The organism is Pokkaliibacter sp. MBI-7 (assembly GCF_029846635.1).
Lineage (GTDB): Bacteria > Pseudomonadota > Gammaproteobacteria > Pseudomonadales > Balneatricaceae > Pokkaliibacter.
This window is the reverse complement of sequence record NZ_JARVTG010000002.1, coordinates 1,293,317-1,312,517: the sequence shown is the minus strand read 5'-3', so window position 1 is coordinate 1,312,517 and position 19,201 is coordinate 1,293,317. Positions and strand designations below refer to the sequence as shown.

Genomic DNA, 19,201 nt, shown 5'->3' with positions numbered 1-19,201 from the left:
ACACACTATGACTTCCACCTTATCTCGTTCTGTTCTGGTCACCGGTGCCAGCAAAGGGATCGGCAAGGGTATTGCCCGTGTCTTCGCCAGCAAGGGCGACAAAGTGGCAGTGCTGGGCCGCGATCTGCAGGCGGTCGAAAGTACCGTCGCGGAAATTCGCGCTGCAGGCGGCATTGCGCTGGCCTGTGCGGGTGACGTCACCAGCAAGGCGTCCATGGCGGCGGTAGTCGAGGCGGTGGTGGGTGAATGGGGCAGTCTTGATGTGCTGTGTGCCAACGCCGGTATTTTCCCCTCGGCGTCACTGGAAACCATGACGGGGGATGACTGGGATACGGTGCTGAATACCAACCTCAAAGGCACCTTTATCAGCGTGCAGGCCGCGCTGCCTGCCCTGAAGCAGAGTGCTGCCGGGCGCATCGTGGTGACTTCGTCCATTACCGGCCCGGTGACCGGCTATCCCGGCTGGTCACACTACGGTGCCAGCAAGGCCGGGCAACTGGGGTTTATCAGAACGGCAGCCATTGAGCTGGCTAAATATGGCATCACCATCAATGCGGTGATGCCCGGCAATATTCTGACGGAAGGGCTGGATGGCATGGGAGATGACTATCTGGCACAGATGAGTGCATCGATTCCGCTGAAGCGCCTTGGCAGTGTGGAGGATATTGCTCACGCTGCCCGCTATTTCGCGTCGGCAGAAGCGGGCTATGTCACCGGCCAGACGCTGATTATCGACGGCGGGCAGATTTTGCCCGAGTCGCTGGCGGCTCTGGGTTAAGTCGCTGGCGGCTCTTGGTTAAGTCACTGGCGGCGCTGGGTTAGATCGCAGCGGCGTTGGGCTGAGTCGAGGGCGGCAAACGCTACACCGGTAGCGCTGAGCTCTGCCACCAGCCACCTGATAAGCGGTACTCGCCCGGTGTGGTGCCCGTCCAGCTGCGAAAGGCGCGGATAAAGGAATGGATATCCTGAAAGTCGAGCAGGAAGGCGACTTCCGCCAGCGTGTAAGCGGAGTGAATCAGATAATGGCAGGCCAGATCACGACGCAGCTGATTGAGCAGGTGCTGAAAGTGCTGGCCCTGTTCCTCCAGTTTGCGTTGCAGCGTCCGTTTGTTCAGGTCCAGCAAGGCAGCCGCATCATCAATAGCACAGCGGCCACTGGGCAGCATCAGCAGTAACGCTGCCCGCACCTGCTCGGTGAGGCCGTAACCGCTGTTGTTCAGCGCCTGCGGGCTGACCTGCAGTGCGTCGAAGAAGCGCCACATGCCTTCGGCTTTTTTCATGGTTTCGGTAGCGACGACAAAGGGCTTTGCTGCATCCTGCTGGCGGAAGGTCACGGCAAAGTGCGCACCCTGGCTGGGTATGCAGCCAAAGAACGCCTCAAAGGGCGAGGTGGCCTCCGGTAACTGCGGCAGCTCAACCCGGCTGGGAGTGACCGGGCTGCCCGTCGCCAGTCTGACCCGCTGAGTGATCAGCACCAGTTCGGTCATACCCAGCGCAAAGGGCACAGGCTCATGAGTGGCCAGACATTCGATACTGACGCGGGTGTGGTCAGCGGTGATCTCCGGGACGAGTCGCAGTGGCCCCTGCAGCTTCTGATACTGAGCCAGACGGCGCAGGCCATGGTTGAGATCGGCACTGCAGAAGCAGGCAAACTGAGCTGGTGAGAAGTGGGTGGTACTGACCGAGCGGGCGGCCTTGAGCGGCGCATCTTCCCGTGTGGTCAGGGCTGCAAGGCTGTGCCACAGACGGAAGTAGTCGGTGATACTCAGATGGGCGTCTTCCCGCTGCAGCAGGTCAGGTGCCAGTTGTGCATGCTTGAACAGTGGCGCAGGTTTGGCGCCCATCTCGCGCATCAGCGCCAGCCAGTCTCCCGCCACTTTGAACGTAATCAGGTCGGTCACGTTGTTTATATTTCCGTCGTTATTGTTTTTGTGGGTGTGATAAGTGGCTATGTAATGCCCGAGGCGGCAGAAGCAAGTTCAGCACTGGCAGACATTACCTTTCTCAGTGGTAGAAAATCGCCCATCGATCCACGACAATTCCAGCCTGATTTTTGCTGCTCCCTTTTCCACTTAACGAAGATCTACAGCTTATGAATATCTACACCATCGGTGCGCTTGTTTGTTTTGCCTTCGGTCTTTACACCCTGGTGATGCGCTTTGTTAACCCGCTGAAGTTTCCCAAGCTGCAGGAGTTGCAGGGGCATTACGGTAAAGAGGCTGGTTACATCATGCATTTCGCCGGTTTTACCCTGATGCCACTGGGGTTGGGTGGCATGTTGTTGTTGCGGGCGATGGAAGCCTCGATGCTCGGGCACTGAGAGCAGGATGATGACGGACGAGCTGTATCATTACGCTGAGGTGATTCTCAACCGCCGGGGCATACATCAGGTGGTGCATCGCGAGTCGCAGCAGCAACAGTGGCTGGATCAGGCGATTGAGGTGCATCAGCAGGCGATCACCTATCACTTCGATAATGGCGTGGTGATACGCCGCACCATGGAGCTGGATGATGACGACAGTGATCTGCTCTGCGGCGAGTGCTGGATCACCTATGAGGTACTATCTAACGACCATTCTCCAGTGCAGGTCATGCCGCAGAAAAAATCCTTCGACAATCCCTGTCGTGAGCGTTTCTGGCTGAGCTATCACGCCTCTTGAACCTGTGCACGGTTAAACCAGCAGCACCTGCTCACAGCGGCGTTGCAGCTCAGGCAGGTCATCTGCTGTTGCGGCGCCACTGTCGGTAATGATCATGTCGATCTGTTCAATGCTGGCGTAGCTGATACGGCTTTCCACACCAATCTTGCTGCAGTCCGCCAGAATGATGCACTGGCGGGCGTTGCGCGCCATGGCGGCGGCGATTTCCGCTTCCTGATGGGCATAGCTGCTGGCCCCGGCCTGACTGCTGACCCCTACCGGGGCGAGCAGAGCCACATCGGCGCGATAGCGCAAAATCTCACTCACCGTACCGGGGCCGCAGGTGGCCTGCGCAGAGCCCATCTGTCCGCCGAGCAGGATGACATCGTGATTAAGATGTTCGCTGTCCAGCGAGTTGAGTTTCAGCGCGACGTTGAGACTGTTGGTAATGATAGTCAGCCCCGGCATGGAGGCCAGTTGCTCAGCCAGAATGGTGGTCGTACTGCCAGCATCGATAAACAGGGTTTGCCCGGCGGTTAGTTGCTTGACGGCGGCCCGGGCGATCTGATGCTTTTCTTTTTCTCTGACCGTATTGCGCACCGACAGCGGCAGCTCAGGTGAAGGGCCGGTGGCCAGAATGCCACCATGCACCCGTCGCAGCGCTCCCATCGATTCCAGTTTCAGAATGTCCCTGCGCACGGTTTCACGAGATACGCCCAGATGCTGGACCAACTGTTCGGTACTGACTTGGTTGAGGGTGCTCAGTAAGGCCCGGATACGATGCAGTCGGGTTTCTTCTAGCATATCGGTCTTATCTCTCTTTTTCGGAGGCCAGTCTGCTGGCGGCCCGGCGTCAGCATCACGCCGGGCCACCTCAGGGCCCGACTTATTACAGTCGTGCTGTACGCTTACCGGCGTAACGGTTCAGTTGCTGCAATGCCAGCGCGGTCAGGCTGACCACCACCATGATGCAGGTGGAGAAGGCTGCTGCCTGCGAGGTGAAGCCCGCTTCATCCAGCCTCATGACACTGACGGCACCCAGCGGTAACGATGGCGTCACCAGGAAAATCACCGCTGACAGGGTCACCATGGAACGCATGAACAGGAACAGGGCGACGGTCACCAGAGTGATGCGCATGGCCGGCAGATACACATCGCCGAGAATACGCGGGACGCCGCCGCCCAGCACGCTGGTGGCATCTTCCATGGCCGCCGGGATGCTGCGCATGCCGGTCATCATCGTGGTAAAGCCCTGGGTATGGTAGTGGTAATAGTTACACAAGGCTATCAGCAGGGCGGAACCATAGAGCATCCCCCAGGGCAGCGTCGCAGTGTTGAAGGTGAACACATAGGACAAACCCAGCACCAGCCCGGGCACCGCTACCGGCAGTGCGCTCAGCAGAGTAGCGAAATTAGCCTGTCTGCCGGGCAACCGGCGAATACCGAAACTGAGCAGAAACAGCATTGCGGTACCCACCACGGCCGCCAGCAGTGAAATCCACATGGAGGTCCAGAGCGGGGTATAGCCGCCAGCCAGATCAATATCGTAGTGCTTCAGCGTGAAATTCAGGCGGTAGGGCCACAGGCGGATAACACTGGCGAATACCACGGTGGCAATGACGGTGATGATGCCAAGGGCGATGCTCAGGCTGACCAGAAACAGCGGGATGTCACGACGGGGCAACGGTTGCGGCTGGTGCGGAATCATGGCACTGGTGCCGATCAGCTGCTGGCGGCGGGTGGCGGCCTTTTCAATCCAGATGGAGGCCGCAGCGGGTAACAGCAGCAGAATGCCGACCACGGCACCCATGCCAAACTTCATCTGACCACTGACTTGGCTGTAGATTTCCGTCGCCAGTACCTGAAAGTTGCCGCCGATAACCACCGCATTACCAAAGTCGGTGATGGTGACAGTGAAGACCACGAAGGCCGCACTGAGGATGCCGTAGCGGGCGCCGGGCAGGGTGACATCGATAAACTGCCGCCATTCGCCTGCACCGAGTACCGTGGCCGCTTCATACTGGCGGGCGTCGCTCTGACGCAGGGCGGTACGGATGATCATCACGGCCTGGGGCAGGGCATACAGCACGTTGGCAATCAGCAGCCCGGTGAAACCGTAGATTTCCAGACGTATACCGGTGCCGTGGGAGATCAGCCCATTGCGCCCCAGCAGGAAAATCAGACCAAGGCCCAATACCAGTGAAGGTGCCAGTACCGGCATGGAAATGGCCATGCTGATAAAACGTTTGCCCTGCATCTGCGAGCATTCGAGGCCGTAGGCCAGTACAAATCCCAGCACTAGCGTCACCAGCGTGGTGGCGATGCCGAGCAGCAGACTGTTCAGGGTTGCGCGCCAGATGCCCGGCGAACTCATCAGGCTCAGGTAGTTGCTGAACCCGAGGGCGCCGCTGCGATCATCCAGCAGGCTGTGCCAGAGAATGCTGAGCATGGGCACCGCGAAAAACATCAGCAGGGCAATCAGGGGAATCCACAGGCAGCAGCGGGTGAGCCAGCGGTCAGTCACAGACTGGGGAGCAGTTAAGGTACTCATGCGGCGATCCAGAAGCAGTCTTTGGGGAAAATTTGCAGGAGGACACGTTCCCCGCGTTGCCAGGGCTGGGCGCTGCTGGTTTCGACCAGCAGTGTCTGGCCACGCCAGAGTACCTGCATGCGCTGGATGCTGCCGAGGAAGCTGATATCGCGGATTTCAGCTGAGTTGGCCGTTGGGGTGTCATCAAGGCACAGAGAAATGCGCTCGGGGCGAATGAACAGGCTGTCGTCTTCGCTATTCGGTGCGGGCAGGGTACTGATCAACTCGGGGAAGTGCTGGCTGATCTGCTGCTGCGTCAGCAGGTTGCTGTGGCCCATGAATTCGGCGACGAAGCGACTGCGCGGGTGATCGTAAAGTTCGCGCGGGCTACCGGCCTGAATGATGTGTCCGCCGTGCATGCAGACGACCTTGTCGGCCATGGTCATGGCTTCTTCCTGATCATGGGTCACCATCAGGGTGGGAATGCCCAGACGTTGCTGGACGTCACGGATTTCCCGGCGCAGATCGTTGCGGACGCGGGCATCCAGTGCGGAGAGGGGTTCATCCAGTAGCAACAAGGCCGGGTTGACGGCAAGGGCGCGGGCAATGGCGACACGTTGTTGCTGTCCGCCGGACAGCTGATTCGGGTAGCGGTCACCGAGGCTGCTGAGGTGAACCATATCCAGCAGCTGCTTCACCCGCTGCTGCATTTCGCTTTTATTCACCCCGCGAATTTTCAGGCCGTAACCGATGTTGTCGGCGATGGTCATATGGGGGAACAGCGAATAGGACTGGAAAACAATACCAAAGCCACGCGATTTGGCGGGTACATCAATCAGATTGTTGCCATCAAGGCTGATCTTTCCGGCATCTGCGGTCAGCAGCCCGGCGATGATGCGCAACAGCGTTGTCTTGCCGCAGCCGCTCGGACCGAGCAGGCAGACAAACTCGCCGTCATCAATGGTCAGGTTGATGCGATCAAGGGCGACAAAGCCGCCAAAGTTTTTGTGCAGATTCTGAATAACCAGCGCCATGGGAATACCTTTAACCAGGGAGGAGGGCTGTCCGCCTGAACGGGCGGCCTGAGAGCGTGTTCACGATCCGCTAAACCGGGCCATGCAGGGTGAAAGGCGTCGAACAGGCGTTGAGTAAAACGCGGTAAATCATCGACAGTCCCTGCACCGTGATCTGACCGGTATGCTGCAGATCGTGAGTACGTTCCGGAGTCGATCAGCGACCAATAACCTGCTGCCATTTGCTCAGTGTGGCATCACGGGTTTCTGCACTCTTGGTGAAGTCCACCGGGTAAAGAACGGTGGCGAGGTCGGCGGGCAGTCCGGCAGCCTTGGCTGCGGCTGACTGTTCCACACCCTTGATGCTGACAATCTCCTTGTATTTGGTGTACAGCGCTGCGGCCTGTGCCGACAGGGTCCAGTCGAGGAAGCGCCTGGCGTCTTCCTTGTTCTTCGCCGTGCTCATCAGGCCCGATGCTTCCATCTCATAACCGGCACCGTCTGAGGGGATGATCATCTTCACCGGATACCCCTCTTCAATGGATTGCATGGCAGCGAAGGCCAGTGAGGCGCCGATGGCATATTCACCGGTACGGGCGGCCTTGCAGGGGCGCGAGCCTGATTTGGTGTACTGCGCGATATTGCCATCCAGCGATTTGAGGAAGTTCCAGCCTGCTTCTTCACCCTTGCCCTGCAGCAGTGCCGCGACCTGCAGATAGCCGGTGCCGGAGGAGACCGGGTTGGGCATCACCACTTCGCCCTTGTAGATCGGGTTGGTCAGATCCTGCCAGGAGGTGGGCACGGGCAGGTTCTTCTCTTTTAGCGCTTCGGTATTGACACAGAACGCCGCCATGTAGCCGGTGGCCGCAAACCATTTGCCCTGCGCATCGCGATCACTGGCGGGCAGGGTGTCTTCCCCTTTGGCCTGATAGGGGTCGAGCAGCTTGTTGATGCGCGGGTCCATCATGTTGGTCAGTGCCCAGCCCCAGATCACATCGTTTTGCGGATTACTGGCTTCAGCCAGGATGCGCGGGCCCAGATCACCGGTGGAAAGACGCAGCACATTGACCTTGATGTCAGGCAGATCCTGCTGTGCCTGCTGCAGATACTCCTTGATCTCGTCTTCTTCCAACGCGGTGTACACCGTGATCTCACCCGCGTGGGCCAGTGAAGTCATGCTGCTGACAGAGAGGGCGGTGTACAGGCTCAGACGATGAATGGCACGGCGTTTCATGGTGGTGCTCCTGAGAGTGCTGGGTTGCAGGTATGAGTATTTTAAGTGTGATTTTGCATAAATGTGCTTTTGTGTTTTTGCCTTTGCATGGCGTATGCCAATCTTAGGATTTAACTCGATAAATTAGTTAAATATCAGATTTGTATTGGTTTTATGGTGATTTCGTTGAGTTGTGTCTGTGTGGTTTTGCGTTTTTGTGTGCTCTATTTTGGTGTTTTAGGTGATCTATTTCAGTGCATAAAGTTGCGTATGTGTAAAAAGTTGCTTTTTGTTTGGATGCCTGATTAGACTGGTAGTCATTCGCCAGCGGAGTAACCCGGATGGCCTGCCAATGATTTTCAGAACACAAGGAGATATGCCCGTGGTGACGCGCTCAACCATCATGGATACCAACAGTTTCAGGGCTGAACATGCCGACGCATTGAGCGGAGACATTCGTGCTCTGGTCGAAAAGCGCAGCAGGCTGCTGGGGGATTCGTATCGTCTGTTCTACCGCAACCCGGTGCATCTGGTTCGGGGAGAGCGCCAGTACCTGTGGGATGCTGCGGGGCGTAAGTATCTGGATGTGTACAACAACGTGGCCAGCATCGGGCACTGCCATCCGGCGGTGATTGAGGCCGTGCACCAGCAGATGAGTGCGCTCAACACCCACACCCGCTATCTGCACGAACGCATCGTCAATTACACCGAAGACCTGCTGGCACTGGTGCCTGAACAGATTACCAAGGCCATGTACATGTGCACCGGCAGTGAGGCGAACGATCTGGCCATTCGTGTGGCGCGTGCCTACAGCGGCGGCACCGGCATCATCGTCACCCGCGAGGCTTATCACGGCACCAGTGAGCTGACCTCTGGCGCCTCACCGGCGCTGGGTAGCGGCCAGCCTCTGGCCAGCACCACCCGGCTGGTACCGGCACCGGACCCTTATCGGGTCGATGCGGAAGATCTGGGGGCCTGGTTTGCAGCCCAGATCCAGCTGCAGATTGATGATATGTCCGCACATGGCATCAAGTTCGCTGGCTTTCTGGCAGATTCCATCTTCTCCTCCGATGGTGTTCTGCCCGGCACGTCGGGCTATCTGCAGGCTGCCATTGATGTGGTGCATGCCAATGGCGGTATTTTTATCGCCGATGAAGTGCAGCCGGGCTTTGCCCGTACGGGTGAGGCATTCTGGGGATTTGCCCGACACGGTGTGGTGCCCGACATCATCACCCTGGGCAAGCCCATGGGTAACGGCATTCCCGTGTCTGCCATGCTGGCCCGCCCGGAAGTGCTGGCGGCGTTCAGCGATACCATTCCCTATTTCAACACCTTCGGTGGTAACCCGGTGTCCATTGCTGCGGCGCAGGCCGTGTTGCAGGTCATTCAGGAAGAGCAGCTGCAGGAACACAGCCGGGTGACCGGGGCGAAGCTTCTGAAAGAGCTGACCCTGCTGGGGCAGCGCCATGAGACGGTCGGCGATGTGCGTGGTGCCGGGCTGTTTATCGGCTTTGAGCTGGTCAGTCATCGCGGTGATAAAACGCCGGACAAGGCGCGGGCGCTGAACGTGATTGAACAACTTCGCGAGCAGGGAGTGCTGACCTCTGTGGCCGGGCCTCACGGCAACGTACTGAAGCTGCGGCCAACACTGGCATTTCAGGAGCATGACATCGACTGGCTGGTCGGTGCGCTGGACCGTGCGCTGACCCTGTCGGTATGACGCGGGCGAACACGGAAATAAAAAAGGCCGGTGACAGGACCGGCCAAAGGGAATCACACGCAGACATGCCAAACCTGTTTGCGAGTGAAGTCGTTCGTGAAGCGCCCGGAGTCCGGGCGCTGAATGGCTAAGCCCAGTTCTCCAGCATATCGACCAGCACACTGAGGAAGGTGTTGGTCTGATAACCATCCAGCGCGCGGTGATCAATGGTCAGAGTGACGTAACACATCGGGCGGATCACCATGGTGTCGATACCGTCCAGCTCTTTGACCACGACCCGTTTCTGCATCTTGCCAATACCGAGAATCGCCGTTTGTGGCTGATTGATGATGATCGGCGTGGCGACCAGCGAACCGCTGACGCCATGGTTGGAAATGGTAAAGGTGCCACCTTTCATGTCTGCCGGTTTCAGGCTGCCATCGTATGCGGCCTGGGTCAGCTGCTGCAGACGCCGGGCAATCCCCAGCAGGTTCAGATCCTGTGCCTGCCGGATAACCGGCACCACCAGACCGTCATTACCCAGTGCGGTACCGACGCCAATATTGCAGTCATGGAACAGCTCCAGCCCGTGAGGGTGAAACTGGCTGTTGACCTCGGGTACCTGCTGCAGGGCTTTAACGGCCGCGGCGACAAAGTAGGGGGTGAAGCTTAGCTTCACATCATGCCGGGCGAATTCGTCTTTGTGGGCGGCGCGGTGCCGCTGAATCGCCGTCATATCCAGCTCGAAAATACTGGTGACGTGCGGCGCGGTATGTAACAGGCTGTCAACCATATGCTCCGCGATGCGTTTGCGCATCGGTGTATGCGGACGCAGGCTGGAGGCATTGCCGGTCGCGGCAGGCTGATCCAGCGCAGCATGGGTTGCCGCGCGCTGTGGTGCAGTTTGCTGCACGGGTTGAGTCAGTGCAGGCATGGCCTGCTGCGGTGCGCTGGCGGCTGCAGAAGGTTGAGCCTGTGCGCTACTCAGGTAGTTCAGTACGTCACTCTTGGTGATCCGACCCCCTTTGCCGGAGCCGGACAGCTGATGCAGATCGAGCTGGTGCTGCTTGGCCAGCCTGCGCACGGCGGGGCTGAGCAGCGGGTGGCTGGTCGACGGCTCGACTACGCTGGCGACCAGCGTATCTGCCACAGCGGGTTGTGCTGCTGTCGGCGTTTCTGCAGCGAAGTCGTCCGCGTGCTGATCACTGAGAATGGCCAGAATACTTTCCATGGTGACTTCTGCACCGGCATCCAGCAGTAGTTGATCAACGAAACCGTCAGCGGGTGAAGCGACTTCCATGGTGACCTTGTCGGTCTCCAGCTCCACCAGTGGCTGATCCTTCTGCACTTTTTCACCGGGGCGAACCAGCCAGTTGAGCAGGGTGGCCGCGGTGCCTTCCAGCTGACCGGCAGGCAGCCTGACGTTAATCATCGAGCCCATCTCACACCTCCACCAGCTGCTGGATAGCAGCACAAATCACTTCGGGTGTCGGCACTACCGCATTGAGCAATGCCGGATGATGGGGGCTGGGAATGTCTGGCATGGTCAGGCGTCTGACCGGTGCATCCAGATCGAAGAAGCAGTCGTTGGCCAGCGTCGCGGCGATTTCAGCGCCGAACCCGGCGGTGAAGTTGTCTTCATGGACGATCAGGCAGCGGCCGGTCTTTTTTACCGATGTCAGCACGGCTTCTTTATCCCAGGGAGACAGGGTGCGCAGATCCAGTACCTCGACGCTGACGCCACTCATTTCGGCGGCTTTCAGGCAGCGGGGTACCATGCCACCCCAGGTGACCAGTGTCAGCCGCTCGCCCTGCAGCAGGGTGGCGGCCTTGCCAAAGGGAATGACGTACTGGTCGCCAGGGTACGGACGACGGGCGGACACATCATCGAGCAGGTTGCGATGCTCGAAGAAAATGGTTGGGTTGTTGTCGCGCAGGGCAAAACGCAGCAGGCCCACCGCATCCGCCGCGTTGGACGGCATGGCCACCTGCCAGCCGATGGCATGGGTCCATTTCACTTCGGCGGTCTGGCTGTGCCAGGGGTCGCCGCATTTGAAGAATCCACCGGGAATGCGCACCACCATGGGCGCGGCAAAACGGTTGTTGGTGCGCCAGCGCAGGGTGCCGCAGTCATTGAGCTGCTCTTCGGCAGGGTCGGCGTATTTGCGGAACTGGATTTCCGGCACCGGCAGCAATCCTGCCTGTGCCATGCCCAGTGCCCGGCCGATGATGCCTTCTTCCGACAGGCTGGTGTCGAAGACCCGTTCTTTACCGTACTTGTCCTGCAGGCCAAGGGTGACGGCATGGACGCCGCCTTTGGGGCCGACATCTTCACCAAACACCACCATGCGTGGATTGACGGACAGCTCGTTGTCCAGCGTACGGCGAATGGCGGTCACCATATTGATGCGCTGACCTTCTACCGCTGCAATGGTGCTGGCGGCCGGATAGCTCAGCTGGAACGGCGCAACACCCCCCTGACGTTGCACTTCGGGGATGCCCTGACAGTCGGCTTCAGCGAAGACGTGACGGGTAATCTGGGCAGCAGATGGTTGCGGACGGGCACGCGCGGCGCTCAGGGCTGTCGCCACATCGGCCTGAGCCTGCTGCTCCAGCTTCTGCCAGTCAGCCTCGGACAGAGTACCCGGCACCAGAAAGTGTTTGAGTTTGGGCAGGGGGTCGCGGGCCTGTTCGGCCTCGATGCGGGCTTCGCTTTTATAGCTCTGGGTATCCTGCGCAGAGTGCCCGCACAGACGGGGCACCGTCAGGCGGATCAGCGCCGGGGAATGGCCTTCACGTACCCAGCTGACGGCCGACTCAATCAGCTCAGCGGCGCCTTGAGGGTCAGTGCCATCGCCGGAGAAAATGCGCAGCTGTTTGAAGGATGCCAGATTGGCTGCGATATCGGCACCGGGAGTCTGATAGTCGGAGGTAGTGGAGATGCCATAGCCGTTGTCTTCGATGTAGAACAGCATCGGCAGTTTCTGCGTGGTGGCGATGGTCAGGGCTGACCAGAAACCGTTGGTGGCGCAGGAGGCTTCACCCCCGTGGGCTACGCCGATGCTGCCCTCGTAACGGCTGTCCTTGAGGACGCTGGCATGATAACGCAGTGCCTGTGCCCAGCCAGCAATGGGCGTGTACTGGGCGCCAACGCCACCGCTCATGGGCAGTCCGCAGGGGCCATCGAGATTGGGGAAGTTGTGTACCACGCCAATATCACGACCATCGCTGTAGCCACCGGCTTTCATCAGCGGACCACCAAGGGCGTCTTCAAGGCTCAGGCCCAGCGACAGCATCAGCGGGCGGGAACGGTAATAGCCGCTGACCGCATCGCGGGGATGTTTGAGCAGTTGGCCAAGAATGATTTGGCTGAGGTCATGACCACGGGCGGAGAACTGGTACAGCACTTCTTTGGCCGGTACCAGCGTCCCTTCTTCAAGATCATCCAGTGCCCGGGATACCAGTAGCTGATAAGCCACCTGATACCAGTCGATATGGGCCTGCGGGTGGAGGTCGGACGCAGCCACGCGGGCGGCATTGGATCGCGACATGGGATAACTCCTGCTCATCAAGCACCGCGTGGGCCGGGGTGCTGCTGTTGTTCTTATAAAGGCGTCGTCTATCCAGGCAGGGTGAGGGTGAACTCTAAAGTGTTACGTAAATCCTGCCTTGTGTGCGAAAAATTGTATTAGGTTGCGTTGGAAATGTGCTTGCTTTTGCAGGTCGGTTGGCGGATAAAACGAAAGGATTTTTGACCGGTCCGTCATTTAAAGAAAAATAATTTAGCGTTGCTGGAATCTCGTCATGTTTGATTCGTATGACCGCCATATTCTTAATCTGTTACAGGAAGATGGCCGTATTACCAACCTGGAGTTAGCCGAACGTGTCGGTTTGTCTTCCGCTGCTGCCTGGCGCAGGGTAAAAGCCCTCGAAGAGGCAGGCGTCATCCGCAAATACACGGCCTTACTGGACGCTAACAAGATTGCACGCGGTTTGCGGGCGATGCTCTCCGTGTCTCTGGTGCGTCACATGCCTGAGTGCAAGCAGGCCTTTGAGGACGCCGTCCGTTCCTATCCTGAAGTGCTGCAGTGTTTCGCCGTCACTGGTAGTGCTGACTTCATGCTGCTGGTCGCGGTGGAGGACATGACGGTCTATGACGCCTTCCTCAACGAAAAGATCTTTACGCTGGAAGGGGTGGGGCAGGCACATACCCATTTCGCCCTGCGTGAGATCAAGAACGATACGGTGTTTGCACTGGACGCCCGTCGGCAGGCGGGTGAGAAGTGATGCTGGCTGCCAGCAGGGGGGACTATGGGCATCAAACAGATAGGTGAAACGATCATTGCACCACGGCACAGGGCAAGCTGCCATTGCGGCGCCGTGGTGCTTGAGCTGGAACTTCCGGACGGCATCGAGCGGCCGATACGCTGCGACTGCTCCCTCTGCCGGCGCAAGGGAGCCATCATGGGGGCGATTCCCGTCCATCGGCTGCACGTTGTGCAGGGGCAGGAGGTGTTGCGCCTGTATCAGTTCCACAGTCACACCGCGAAGCACTATTTCTGCTCTGTCTGTGGTGTGTATACCCATCATCAGCGCCGCTCAGACCCCACTGAGTGTGGCTACAACATCGGTTGTCTGGACGGCGTGAATCCGTTTGAGCTGGGCGATGTGCCGGTCGCCAACGGGACTCATCATCCTTCTGATCTCAAGGGCTGAGAGAACACGTTCCCAACGCCATGGGCGACAGGGATGATGTCGCAAACGGCGATTTAACTCGCCTGCAGGCGTGTTACTCTGCTGCACTGTTTCCCTCTGAATACCACGGATTCCATGGAGCCCATCATGAGCCTCAAGGTGTTTTACAGCGCCCTGGCGATTGCCCTGACCTTTATTGCGTATCTTCCCTATATCCGCTCCATCCACGATGGCCGCACCAAACCCCATGTATTCAGTTGGATCATCTGGGGGATGACCACACTGGTGGTGGGGGTGGCGCAGTGGGTCGATAACGGCGGGGCCGGTTCATGGCCGATTGTCATTTCTGGCCTGCTGACACTCTATGTGGCGGTACTGGCCTTCACGAAGCGGGGGGATTTTTCGGTCAGTCGCAGTGACTGGGTGTATTTCTGGCTGGCGATGTCGTCGTTGCCGCTGTGGTATCTCACCGCTGACCCGTTAATTGCGGTCATCATCCTGACGGTGGTGGAAATCTTTGGCTTTATGCCGTCCTTCCGGAAGGCCTATTTGCTGCCCCATGAAGAACGTTTGAGCTTTTTCATGATTCTGGCGATTCGTAATGGCATCTCGTTACTGGCTCTGGAGCATTACTCACTGGTGACGATCCTGTTCCCGCTGGTGTCTGGCGCGCTGTGTGTGGCATTTTTTGCGCTGGTGGTAATGCGACGGCGTGAGCTGTCCCTGCCTCAGTGAAGACAAAACAGCCCGGATAATCCGGGCTGTTTTGTTTCCGTCAATCGCCGAACTCAGGCATTGCCTTTGAGCTGTTTGCGATAAGCATGCAATAGAGGCTCGGTGTAACCATTGGGCTGTGCGCATCCTTTGAATACCAGATCAGACGCGGCTTTGAAGGCAATGCCGTCATAGCCCGGTGCCATGGGCACATAGGCGCTGTCGTCTGCATTCTGCTGATCCACAATGGTAGCCATACGCTGCAGGGTTTCGACCACCTGCGCTTCATTGCAGATGCCGTGGCGCAGCCAGTTAGCCATATGCTGGCTGGAAATACGCAGGGTGGCGCGGTCTTCCATCAGGCCGACATTGTTGATGTCAGGCACTTTCGAGCAGCCTACGCCCTGATCCACCCAGCGCACCACATAACCGAGCAGGCCCTGCGCGTTGTTGTCCAGCTCTGCCTGAATGGCGTCGGCACTGAGCTGATAATTGCCCAGCAGGGGGGGGGTGAGGATGTCATCCAGACTGGCTATCGGCCGGCTTTTCAGCTGCTCCTGACGGGCTGCGACCGACACCTGATGATAATGGGTGGCGTGCAGAGTCGCGGCGGTCGGCGAGGGCACCCAGGCACAGCTGGCGCCTGCTTCAGGGTGCGCCTGCTTGCTGGCCAGCATGTCTGCCATGCTGTCGGGTTTGGCCCACATGCCTTTGCCGATCTGGGCTTTGCCCTGCAGGCCGCAGGCCAGGCCGACATCGACGTTGCGATTTTCGTAAGCCTTGATCCAGGGTTCAGCCTTGATCAGCTCCTTGGGCAGGAAGGGGCCTGCTTCCATGCTGGTATGAATTTCATCGCCGGTGCGATCAAGAAAACCGGTATTGATAAACACCAGGCGCTCTTTGACGGCGCGGATACATTCCGCCAGATTGGCTGTGGTACGGCGCTCCTCATCCATCACCCCGACCTTGACGGTATAGGCGGGCAGGCCCAGCGCGTCTTCGACCAGCGAGAACAGATCATTGGTCAGGGCGGCTTCGGCAGGGCCATGCATCTTGGGCTTCACCACGTAGATGCTGCCACTGCGGCTGTTACTCACCCGGCCCAGACCTTTGAGGTCATGCATGGCGCTGGCGACGGTGACCATGGCATCGAGCATGCCTTCAAAAATGTCATTGCCATCGGCGTCCAGCACGGCATCTGTGGTCATCAGGTGGCCCACATTACGCACCAGCAGCAGGCTGCGACCGTGCAGGGTGAGGGTGGAACCATCGACGGCGGTGAACTGACGGTCGCTGTTCATGCGTCGTGTCATGTCCTTGCCACCCTTGCTGAAGGTTTCCTCCAGATCACCTTTCATCAGTCCCAGCCAGTTGCGGTAGACCAGCACCTTGTCAGCTGCATCGACAGCGGCAACGGAGTCTTCGCAGTCCTGAATGGTGGAGATGGCTGATTCCAGCACGATGTCCTTGATGCCCGCATCACTGAGACGACCAACAGGATTGAGCGGGTCAATCTTCAGCTCGATGTGCAGGCCGTTGTTCTGGAACAGGAAGCTGTTGTCACCGTAACCGACCCATTGAGTGGGCGTTGCGAGCTTCGTCTGCTGGCCATTCTTCAGGGTGATCAGTAGCTGAGCGGTTCCGTCCGCATCAGTGCGGCTGTAGCTTTTGACATCCGCATGGCTGCCTTCTGCCAGTGGCAGGGCGGTATCAAGGAAGGCGTGAGTCCACTCAATCACGCGACGGGCGCGGACGGGGTTGAAGCCCTGATTACGTTCGCAACCCTGACCTTCATCGATCACGTCAGTGCCGTACAGGGCATCGTACAGGCTACCCCAGCGGGCATTGGCTGCATTCAGGGAAAAGCGGGCATTGCTGAGGGGGACCACCAGTTGCGGACCAGCAATAGTGGCGATTTCAGCATCTACCTGAGTCGTGCTGATACTGAACGGAGCACCGGCTTCGACCAGATAGCCAATCTCCTGCAGGAAGCTGCGGTAGGCTGCCAGATCAAATGGCTGGCCTGAACGAGCCTGCCACCAGGCATCAAGCCTGGCCTGAATATCATCACGCTGTTGCAGCAGATGGCGATTGACCGGACCCAGCGTGGTCACAATTCGCTCCAGCCCTGCCCAGAATTGCTCCTCGCTGACCCCGGTGCCTGGCAGTACTTCTGTGGCGATCAGGTCATCCAAAATAGCAGCGACCTGCAGGCCGCCCCGCTGAACCCGGTTATTCATACTCACCTCATGCTGATTGCCCGTAGCCTCTGTTCTGCTACTGCCCGGTCGCGACAGCGAGCGACTGGCAAAACAAAGGCGGTGGGCGATGGTTCGAGTCTGTCTGGATAAAATTTGTGCAGTTGCACCATACATATCTAGACCATGATCTACTTATCGTGCGAGGTGTAAATACGACATTATTGTCAGTCAGTGATAAGCAGGGCTGCGCTGATGCCCTGAAAGTTTTGCGCAAGCGTTGATAGCGGGGAGTGCTTCAGGTGCTGGGTGGATTTGTTATTTTGCTGGGGTGTCAGCTGATCGGGGAGTTGCTGGTGCGCTCGCTGGACCTGCCTTTCCCCAGTCCGGTGGTCGGGATGATCCTGCTGCTGGTAGGGTTGATGATCAATGGCGAGGTGCCGTCCGGGTTAAGACTGGTGGCGGAAGGGCTGCTGAAGCACCTGTCGCTGCTGTTTGTTCCCGCTGGTGTGGGGCTGATGGTGCATTTCAGGCTGATTCAGGCGGACTGGCTGAGCATTGCTCTGGCGCTGGTGATCAGCTCTGTGCTGACCATTGTCATCGCCTCACTGGTGATGGGGCGGATGATGGGTAAGGGTGAGGAGGGCAAACATGGACCGGCTGACTGATCTGTGGCTGTATCTGGCAGCCAGCCCGCTGCTGTGGCTGACCTTAACCCTGATCGTGTTTATGTTTGCACTGTGGCTGAACCGGCTGGCTAAGGGGTCTCCTTTACTGCACCCGGTGCTGGTGTCCATGGCGATCATCATCAGCATTCTGACCCTGACCGGTATCAGCTATAACCAGTATTTCGAGGGGGCGCAGTTTGTGCACTTCCTGCTCGGGCCAGCAACGGTCGCGCTTGCCGTACCCTTGTATGACCATCTGGCCAGAGTCAGAGAAATACTGGCCCTGCTGCTGGTAACCTGTGTCAGTGGCGCGCTGGTAGCCGCCATGAGTGCAGCCGGGGTGGCGCTGCTGATGGGCAGCATGCCGGAAACGGTGATGTCGATCATGCCCAAGTCGGTAACGTCGCCCATTGCTATGGGTATATCAGAAAAAATTGGTGGCTATCCGTCGCTGACCTCTGGTCTGGTGCTGATTACCGGAACGTTAGGGTGCTTTGTTGCTCCTCCTTTGTTCAGGTTGATGAACATTGAAGACCACAAGATAAGAGGCTTTGTACTAGGCGTCTCGTCCCATGGCATTGGCACGGCCCTGGCTTTTGAAATCAGTGCTCTGGCAGGGGCCTTTGCGGGGCTGGCCATCGGCATGACGGGCGTAGTGAGTGCGATTCTTATCCCTCTGATGGCTAGAATGCTGTCGTGACCCTGGCGGGATGAATGGCCATCGAACTGCAGAGTGCATTGATCTTCTGTCCGTTCCTTCTTGCCGTGGTGGCTGTTCAGCTGTTCAGCTGTTCAGGTGAGCATCGATGGCTTCCTGTACTAGCCAGGCTCTGAACTTCTCCGCATTGTGGGAAATACTGTGCTGTGAGGGATAAACCAGATAAAACGCCTCTTGCGTTGCAAACTGTTCTGCAAAGGGAGCAATCAGAAGCTGGCTCTGCAGCAGGTTGCTGATAAGTGATGTCCTGCCGAGAGCAATGCCATGGCCGAGCGAGGCCATCTGCAGTGCCGAAATGAGAGTGTCAAAATGGACATGGCTGGCTATAACGAGGTCGTCATTGCCAGACTGACTCAGCCAGTATCCCCAGCCTTCCTTGTACCCCGCAACATGCAGCAATGTGTAGTCTGCTAACTGCCCGATGTGTGCAGGTGGTGCTTTGCCGTTGACGTTGTGGCCACAGACCGGGACCAGATGATCCCACGTCAGGCGTTCTGATGTCAGTCCTTGCCAGTTACCAAGGCCATGACGGATATCCATATCAGAGTCCCATTTCCGTTCTTCAATCCAGATACTGCTGGGAAAGTTCAACCGCACATCTGGGTGCAACGCATAAAAGCGATGCAGACGGGGTGCCAGCCAGTGCGTAAAGAACACCAGATTGACTTTGACCGTGACAGCCTTGGCAACGCCCTGCCCGAATATTTCATCGGTGACTGCGGCCAGGCGTTCGATGGCGTCTCGTACAGGAGGGAGATAGGACTTTCCTGCATCCGTTAGTTCGAGCCCACGCGGCAAGCGTTTGAATAAGGTCGCGCCAAGTTGTGTTTCCAGCCCCTTCACTTGCTGGCTGATGGCGGCCTGCGTCAGGTTAAGCTCTGTGGCGGCGAGGGTGAAGTTGAGGTGGCGTGCGGAAGCTTCAAAAGAGCGTAGCCAATTAAGCGGCGGGAGGCGTTTTTTACTCACTTAAATACTCAACTGCTATGGCGGGTGCTGAAAAAATCAAGCGCCATATATCGCAATATGGCTGTGCTCAGGCGTGATTGTGACTGTCATTGACTGGTGCGCAAGGGCTGGATGAAACGAACGGCCGAGAAGCTGCTCATCCTGACAC

Annotated in this window: 18 protein-coding genes; 9 read left to right on the top strand and 9 right to left on the bottom strand. The window is 58.2% G+C overall.

All coding sequences use genetic code 11. The annotated features are described in order from the left end of the window. The first annotated feature begins 7 nt into the window (after positions 1 to 7). Complete coding sequence (fabG, locus tag QCD60_RS25640; RefSeq protein WP_279789770.1) at positions 8 to 778, top strand: 3-oxoacyl-ACP reductase FabG; 771 nt, start codon at positions 8 to 10, stop codon at positions 776 to 778. Positions 779 to 860: 82 nt separating this feature from the next. Here the strand turns inward: fabG and QCD60_RS25635 are convergent, their stop codons facing one another. Continuing rightward, a complete protein-coding gene (locus QCD60_RS25635) occupies positions 861 to 1,901 on the bottom strand; it encodes an AraC family transcriptional regulator (RefSeq protein WP_279789767.1) in 1,041 nt (346 codons plus the stop codon). A 191-nt stretch (positions 1,902 to 2,092) separates the two neighbouring features. On the opposite strand from QCD60_RS25635, the gene QCD60_RS25630 reads away from it, so the two are divergent. Together QCD60_RS25630 and QCD60_RS25625 are read left to right on the top strand one after the other, a co-directional pair. Next, the gene (locus QCD60_RS25630) at positions 2,093 to 2,320 is read left to right on the top strand and encodes a hypothetical protein (protein ID WP_104156961.1); all 228 of its coding nucleotides are present in this window, start codon (positions 2,093 to 2,095) and stop codon (positions 2,318 to 2,320) included. 7 nt (positions 2,321 to 2,327) lie between these two features. Continuing rightward, a complete protein-coding gene (locus tag QCD60_RS25625; protein WP_279789764.1) occupies positions 2,328 to 2,660 on the top strand; it encodes a hypothetical protein in 333 nt (110 codons plus the stop codon). Positions 2,661 to 2,672: 12 nt separating this feature from the next. Here QCD60_RS25625 and QCD60_RS25620 read toward each other — a convergent pair whose 3' ends face one another. The 4 genes from QCD60_RS25620 to QCD60_RS25605 form a co-directional block, all read right to left on the bottom strand. Beyond that, positions 2,673 to 3,443, bottom strand: coding sequence for a DeoR/GlpR family DNA-binding transcription regulator (locus QCD60_RS25620; protein ID WP_279789762.1), 771 nt, complete (start codon positions 3,441 to 3,443; stop codon positions 2,673 to 2,675). An 85-nt stretch (positions 3,444 to 3,528) separates the two neighbouring features. Further along, positions 3,529 to 5,190, bottom strand: coding sequence for an ABC transporter permease subunit (locus QCD60_RS25615; protein ID WP_279789760.1), 1,662 nt, complete (start codon positions 5,188 to 5,190; stop codon positions 3,529 to 3,531). Beyond that, complete coding sequence (locus tag QCD60_RS25610) at positions 5,187 to 6,203, bottom strand: ABC transporter ATP-binding protein (RefSeq protein ID WP_279789758.1); 1,017 nt, start codon at positions 6,201 to 6,203, stop codon at positions 5,187 to 5,189. Before QCD60_RS25610 ends, QCD60_RS25615 begins: the two co-directional genes overlap by 4 nt. A 196-nt stretch (positions 6,204 to 6,399) precedes the next feature. Further along, positions 6,400 to 7,416 (bottom strand): ABC transporter substrate-binding protein, encoded by a 1,017-nt coding sequence (locus QCD60_RS25605; RefSeq protein ID WP_279789756.1) that lies wholly within the window; start codon positions 7,414 to 7,416, stop codon positions 6,400 to 6,402. A gap of 361 nt (positions 7,417 to 7,777) precedes the next feature. Here QCD60_RS25605 and QCD60_RS25600 point away from each other — a divergent pair, with 361 nt between their 5' ends. After that, positions 7,778 to 9,115 carry an aspartate aminotransferase family protein gene (locus tag QCD60_RS25600; protein WP_279789754.1) on the top strand — a complete coding sequence of 446 codons (1,338 nt, stop codon included), beginning with the start codon at positions 7,778 to 7,780 and terminating at the stop codon, positions 9,113 to 9,115. A 127-nt stretch (positions 9,116 to 9,242) separates the two neighbouring features. On the opposite strand, the gene QCD60_RS25595 is transcribed toward QCD60_RS25600, so the two are convergent. Both QCD60_RS25595 and QCD60_RS25590 read right to left on the bottom strand, forming a co-directional pair. Continuing rightward, positions 9,243 to 10,535 carry a 2-oxo acid dehydrogenase subunit E2 gene (locus tag QCD60_RS25595; RefSeq protein ID WP_279789751.1) on the bottom strand — a complete coding sequence of 431 codons (1,293 nt, stop codon included), beginning with the start codon at positions 10,533 to 10,535 and terminating at the stop codon, positions 9,243 to 9,245. A gap of 1 nt (position 10,536) precedes the next feature. Continuing rightward, a complete protein-coding gene (locus QCD60_RS25590; RefSeq protein ID WP_279789749.1) occupies positions 10,537 to 12,645 on the bottom strand; it encodes a transketolase C-terminal domain-containing protein in 2,109 nt (702 codons plus the stop codon). Positions 12,646 to 12,898: 253 nt separating this feature from the next. On the opposite strand from QCD60_RS25590, the gene QCD60_RS25585 reads away from it, so the two are divergent. The 3 genes from QCD60_RS25585 to QCD60_RS25575 all read left to right on the top strand — a co-directional run bounded on the left by QCD60_RS25585 (position 12,899) and on the right by QCD60_RS25575 (position 14,524). Next, positions 12,899 to 13,381 carry an Lrp/AsnC family transcriptional regulator gene (locus tag QCD60_RS25585; protein ID WP_104156954.1) on the top strand — a complete coding sequence of 161 codons (483 nt, stop codon included), beginning with the start codon at positions 12,899 to 12,901 and terminating at the stop codon, positions 13,379 to 13,381. Between the two features lie 24 nt (positions 13,382 to 13,405). Further along, positions 13,406 to 13,810, top strand: coding sequence for a GFA family protein (locus QCD60_RS25580; RefSeq protein ID WP_279789746.1), 405 nt, complete (start codon positions 13,406 to 13,408; stop codon positions 13,808 to 13,810). A gap of 126 nt (positions 13,811 to 13,936) precedes the next feature. Continuing rightward, the gene (locus QCD60_RS25575; RefSeq protein WP_279789744.1) at positions 13,937 to 14,524 is read left to right on the top strand and encodes a hypothetical protein; all 588 of its coding nucleotides are present in this window, start codon (positions 13,937 to 13,939) and stop codon (positions 14,522 to 14,524) included. A 53-nt stretch (positions 14,525 to 14,577) separates the two neighbouring features. Here the strand turns inward: QCD60_RS25575 and QCD60_RS25570 are convergent, their stop codons facing one another. After that, positions 14,578 to 16,743: a malate synthase G gene (locus tag QCD60_RS25570; RefSeq protein WP_279789742.1), complete on the bottom strand. Its 2,166-nt coding sequence runs from the start codon at positions 16,741 to 16,743 to the stop codon at positions 14,578 to 14,580. Between the two features lie 260 nt (positions 16,744 to 17,003). Here QCD60_RS25570 and QCD60_RS25565 point away from each other — a divergent pair, with 260 nt between their 5' ends. Beyond that, positions 17,004 to 17,369, top strand: a complete 366-nt coding sequence (locus QCD60_RS25565; protein ID WP_279789740.1) for a CidA/LrgA family protein — start codon at positions 17,004 to 17,006, stop codon at positions 17,367 to 17,369. Next, the gene (locus tag QCD60_RS25560) at positions 17,353 to 18,069 is read left to right on the top strand and encodes an LrgB family protein (protein ID WP_279789738.1); all 717 of its coding nucleotides are present in this window, start codon (positions 17,353 to 17,355) and stop codon (positions 18,067 to 18,069) included. Before QCD60_RS25565 ends, QCD60_RS25560 begins: the two co-directional genes overlap by 17 nt. A gap of 84 nt (positions 18,070 to 18,153) precedes the next feature. Here the strand turns inward: QCD60_RS25560 and QCD60_RS25555 are convergent, their stop codons facing one another. Further along, positions 18,154 to 19,053 (bottom strand): LysR substrate-binding domain-containing protein, encoded by a 900-nt coding sequence (locus QCD60_RS25555; protein WP_279789736.1) that lies wholly within the window; start codon positions 19,051 to 19,053, stop codon positions 18,154 to 18,156. Between the last annotated feature and the right edge of the window lie 148 nt (positions 19,054 to 19,201).

Bases quoted from the DNA above. Each gene is read 5' to 3' on its own strand.
- fabG (WP_279789770.1), top strand. From the start codon at position 8: ATGACTTCCACCTTATCTCGTTCTGTTCTGGTCACCGGTGCCAGCAAA.
- QCD60_RS25630 (WP_104156961.1), top strand. From the start codon at position 2,093: ATGAATATCTACACCATCGGTGCGCTTGTTTGTTTTGCCTTCGGTCTT.
- QCD60_RS25625 (WP_279789764.1), top strand. From the start codon at position 2,328: ATGATGACGGACGAGCTGTATCATTACGCTGAGGTGATTCTCAACCGC.
- QCD60_RS25620 (WP_279789762.1), bottom strand. From the start codon at position 3,443: ATGCTAGAAGAAACCCGACTGCATCGTATCCGGGCCTTACTGAGCACC.
- QCD60_RS25615 (WP_279789760.1), bottom strand. From the start codon at position 5,190: ATGAGTACCTTAACTGCTCCCCAGTCTGTGACTGACCGCTGGCTCACC.
- QCD60_RS25610 (WP_279789758.1), bottom strand. From the start codon at position 6,203: ATGGCGCTGGTTATTCAGAATCTGCACAAAAACTTTGGCGGCTTTGTC.
- QCD60_RS25605 (WP_279789756.1), bottom strand. From the start codon at position 7,416: ATGAAACGCCGTGCCATTCATCGTCTGAGCCTGTACACCGCCCTCTCT.
- QCD60_RS25595 (WP_279789751.1), bottom strand. From the start codon at position 10,535: ATGGGCTCGATGATTAACGTCAGGCTGCCTGCCGGTCAGCTGGAAGGC.
- QCD60_RS25590 (WP_279789749.1), bottom strand. From the start codon at position 12,645: ATGTCGCGATCCAATGCCGCCCGCGTGGCTGCGTCCGACCTCCACCCG.
- QCD60_RS25585 (WP_104156954.1), top strand. From the start codon at position 12,899: ATGTTTGATTCGTATGACCGCCATATTCTTAATCTGTTACAGGAAGAT.
- QCD60_RS25580 (WP_279789746.1), top strand. From the start codon at position 13,406: ATGGGCATCAAACAGATAGGTGAAACGATCATTGCACCACGGCACAGG.
- QCD60_RS25575 (WP_279789744.1), top strand. From the start codon at position 13,937: ATGAGCCTCAAGGTGTTTTACAGCGCCCTGGCGATTGCCCTGACCTTT.
- QCD60_RS25570 (WP_279789742.1), bottom strand. From the start codon at position 16,743: ATGAATAACCGGGTTCAGCGGGGCGGCCTGCAGGTCGCTGCTATTTTG.
- QCD60_RS25560 (WP_279789738.1), top strand. From the start codon at position 17,353: ATGGACCGGCTGACTGATCTGTGGCTGTATCTGGCAGCCAGCCCGCTG.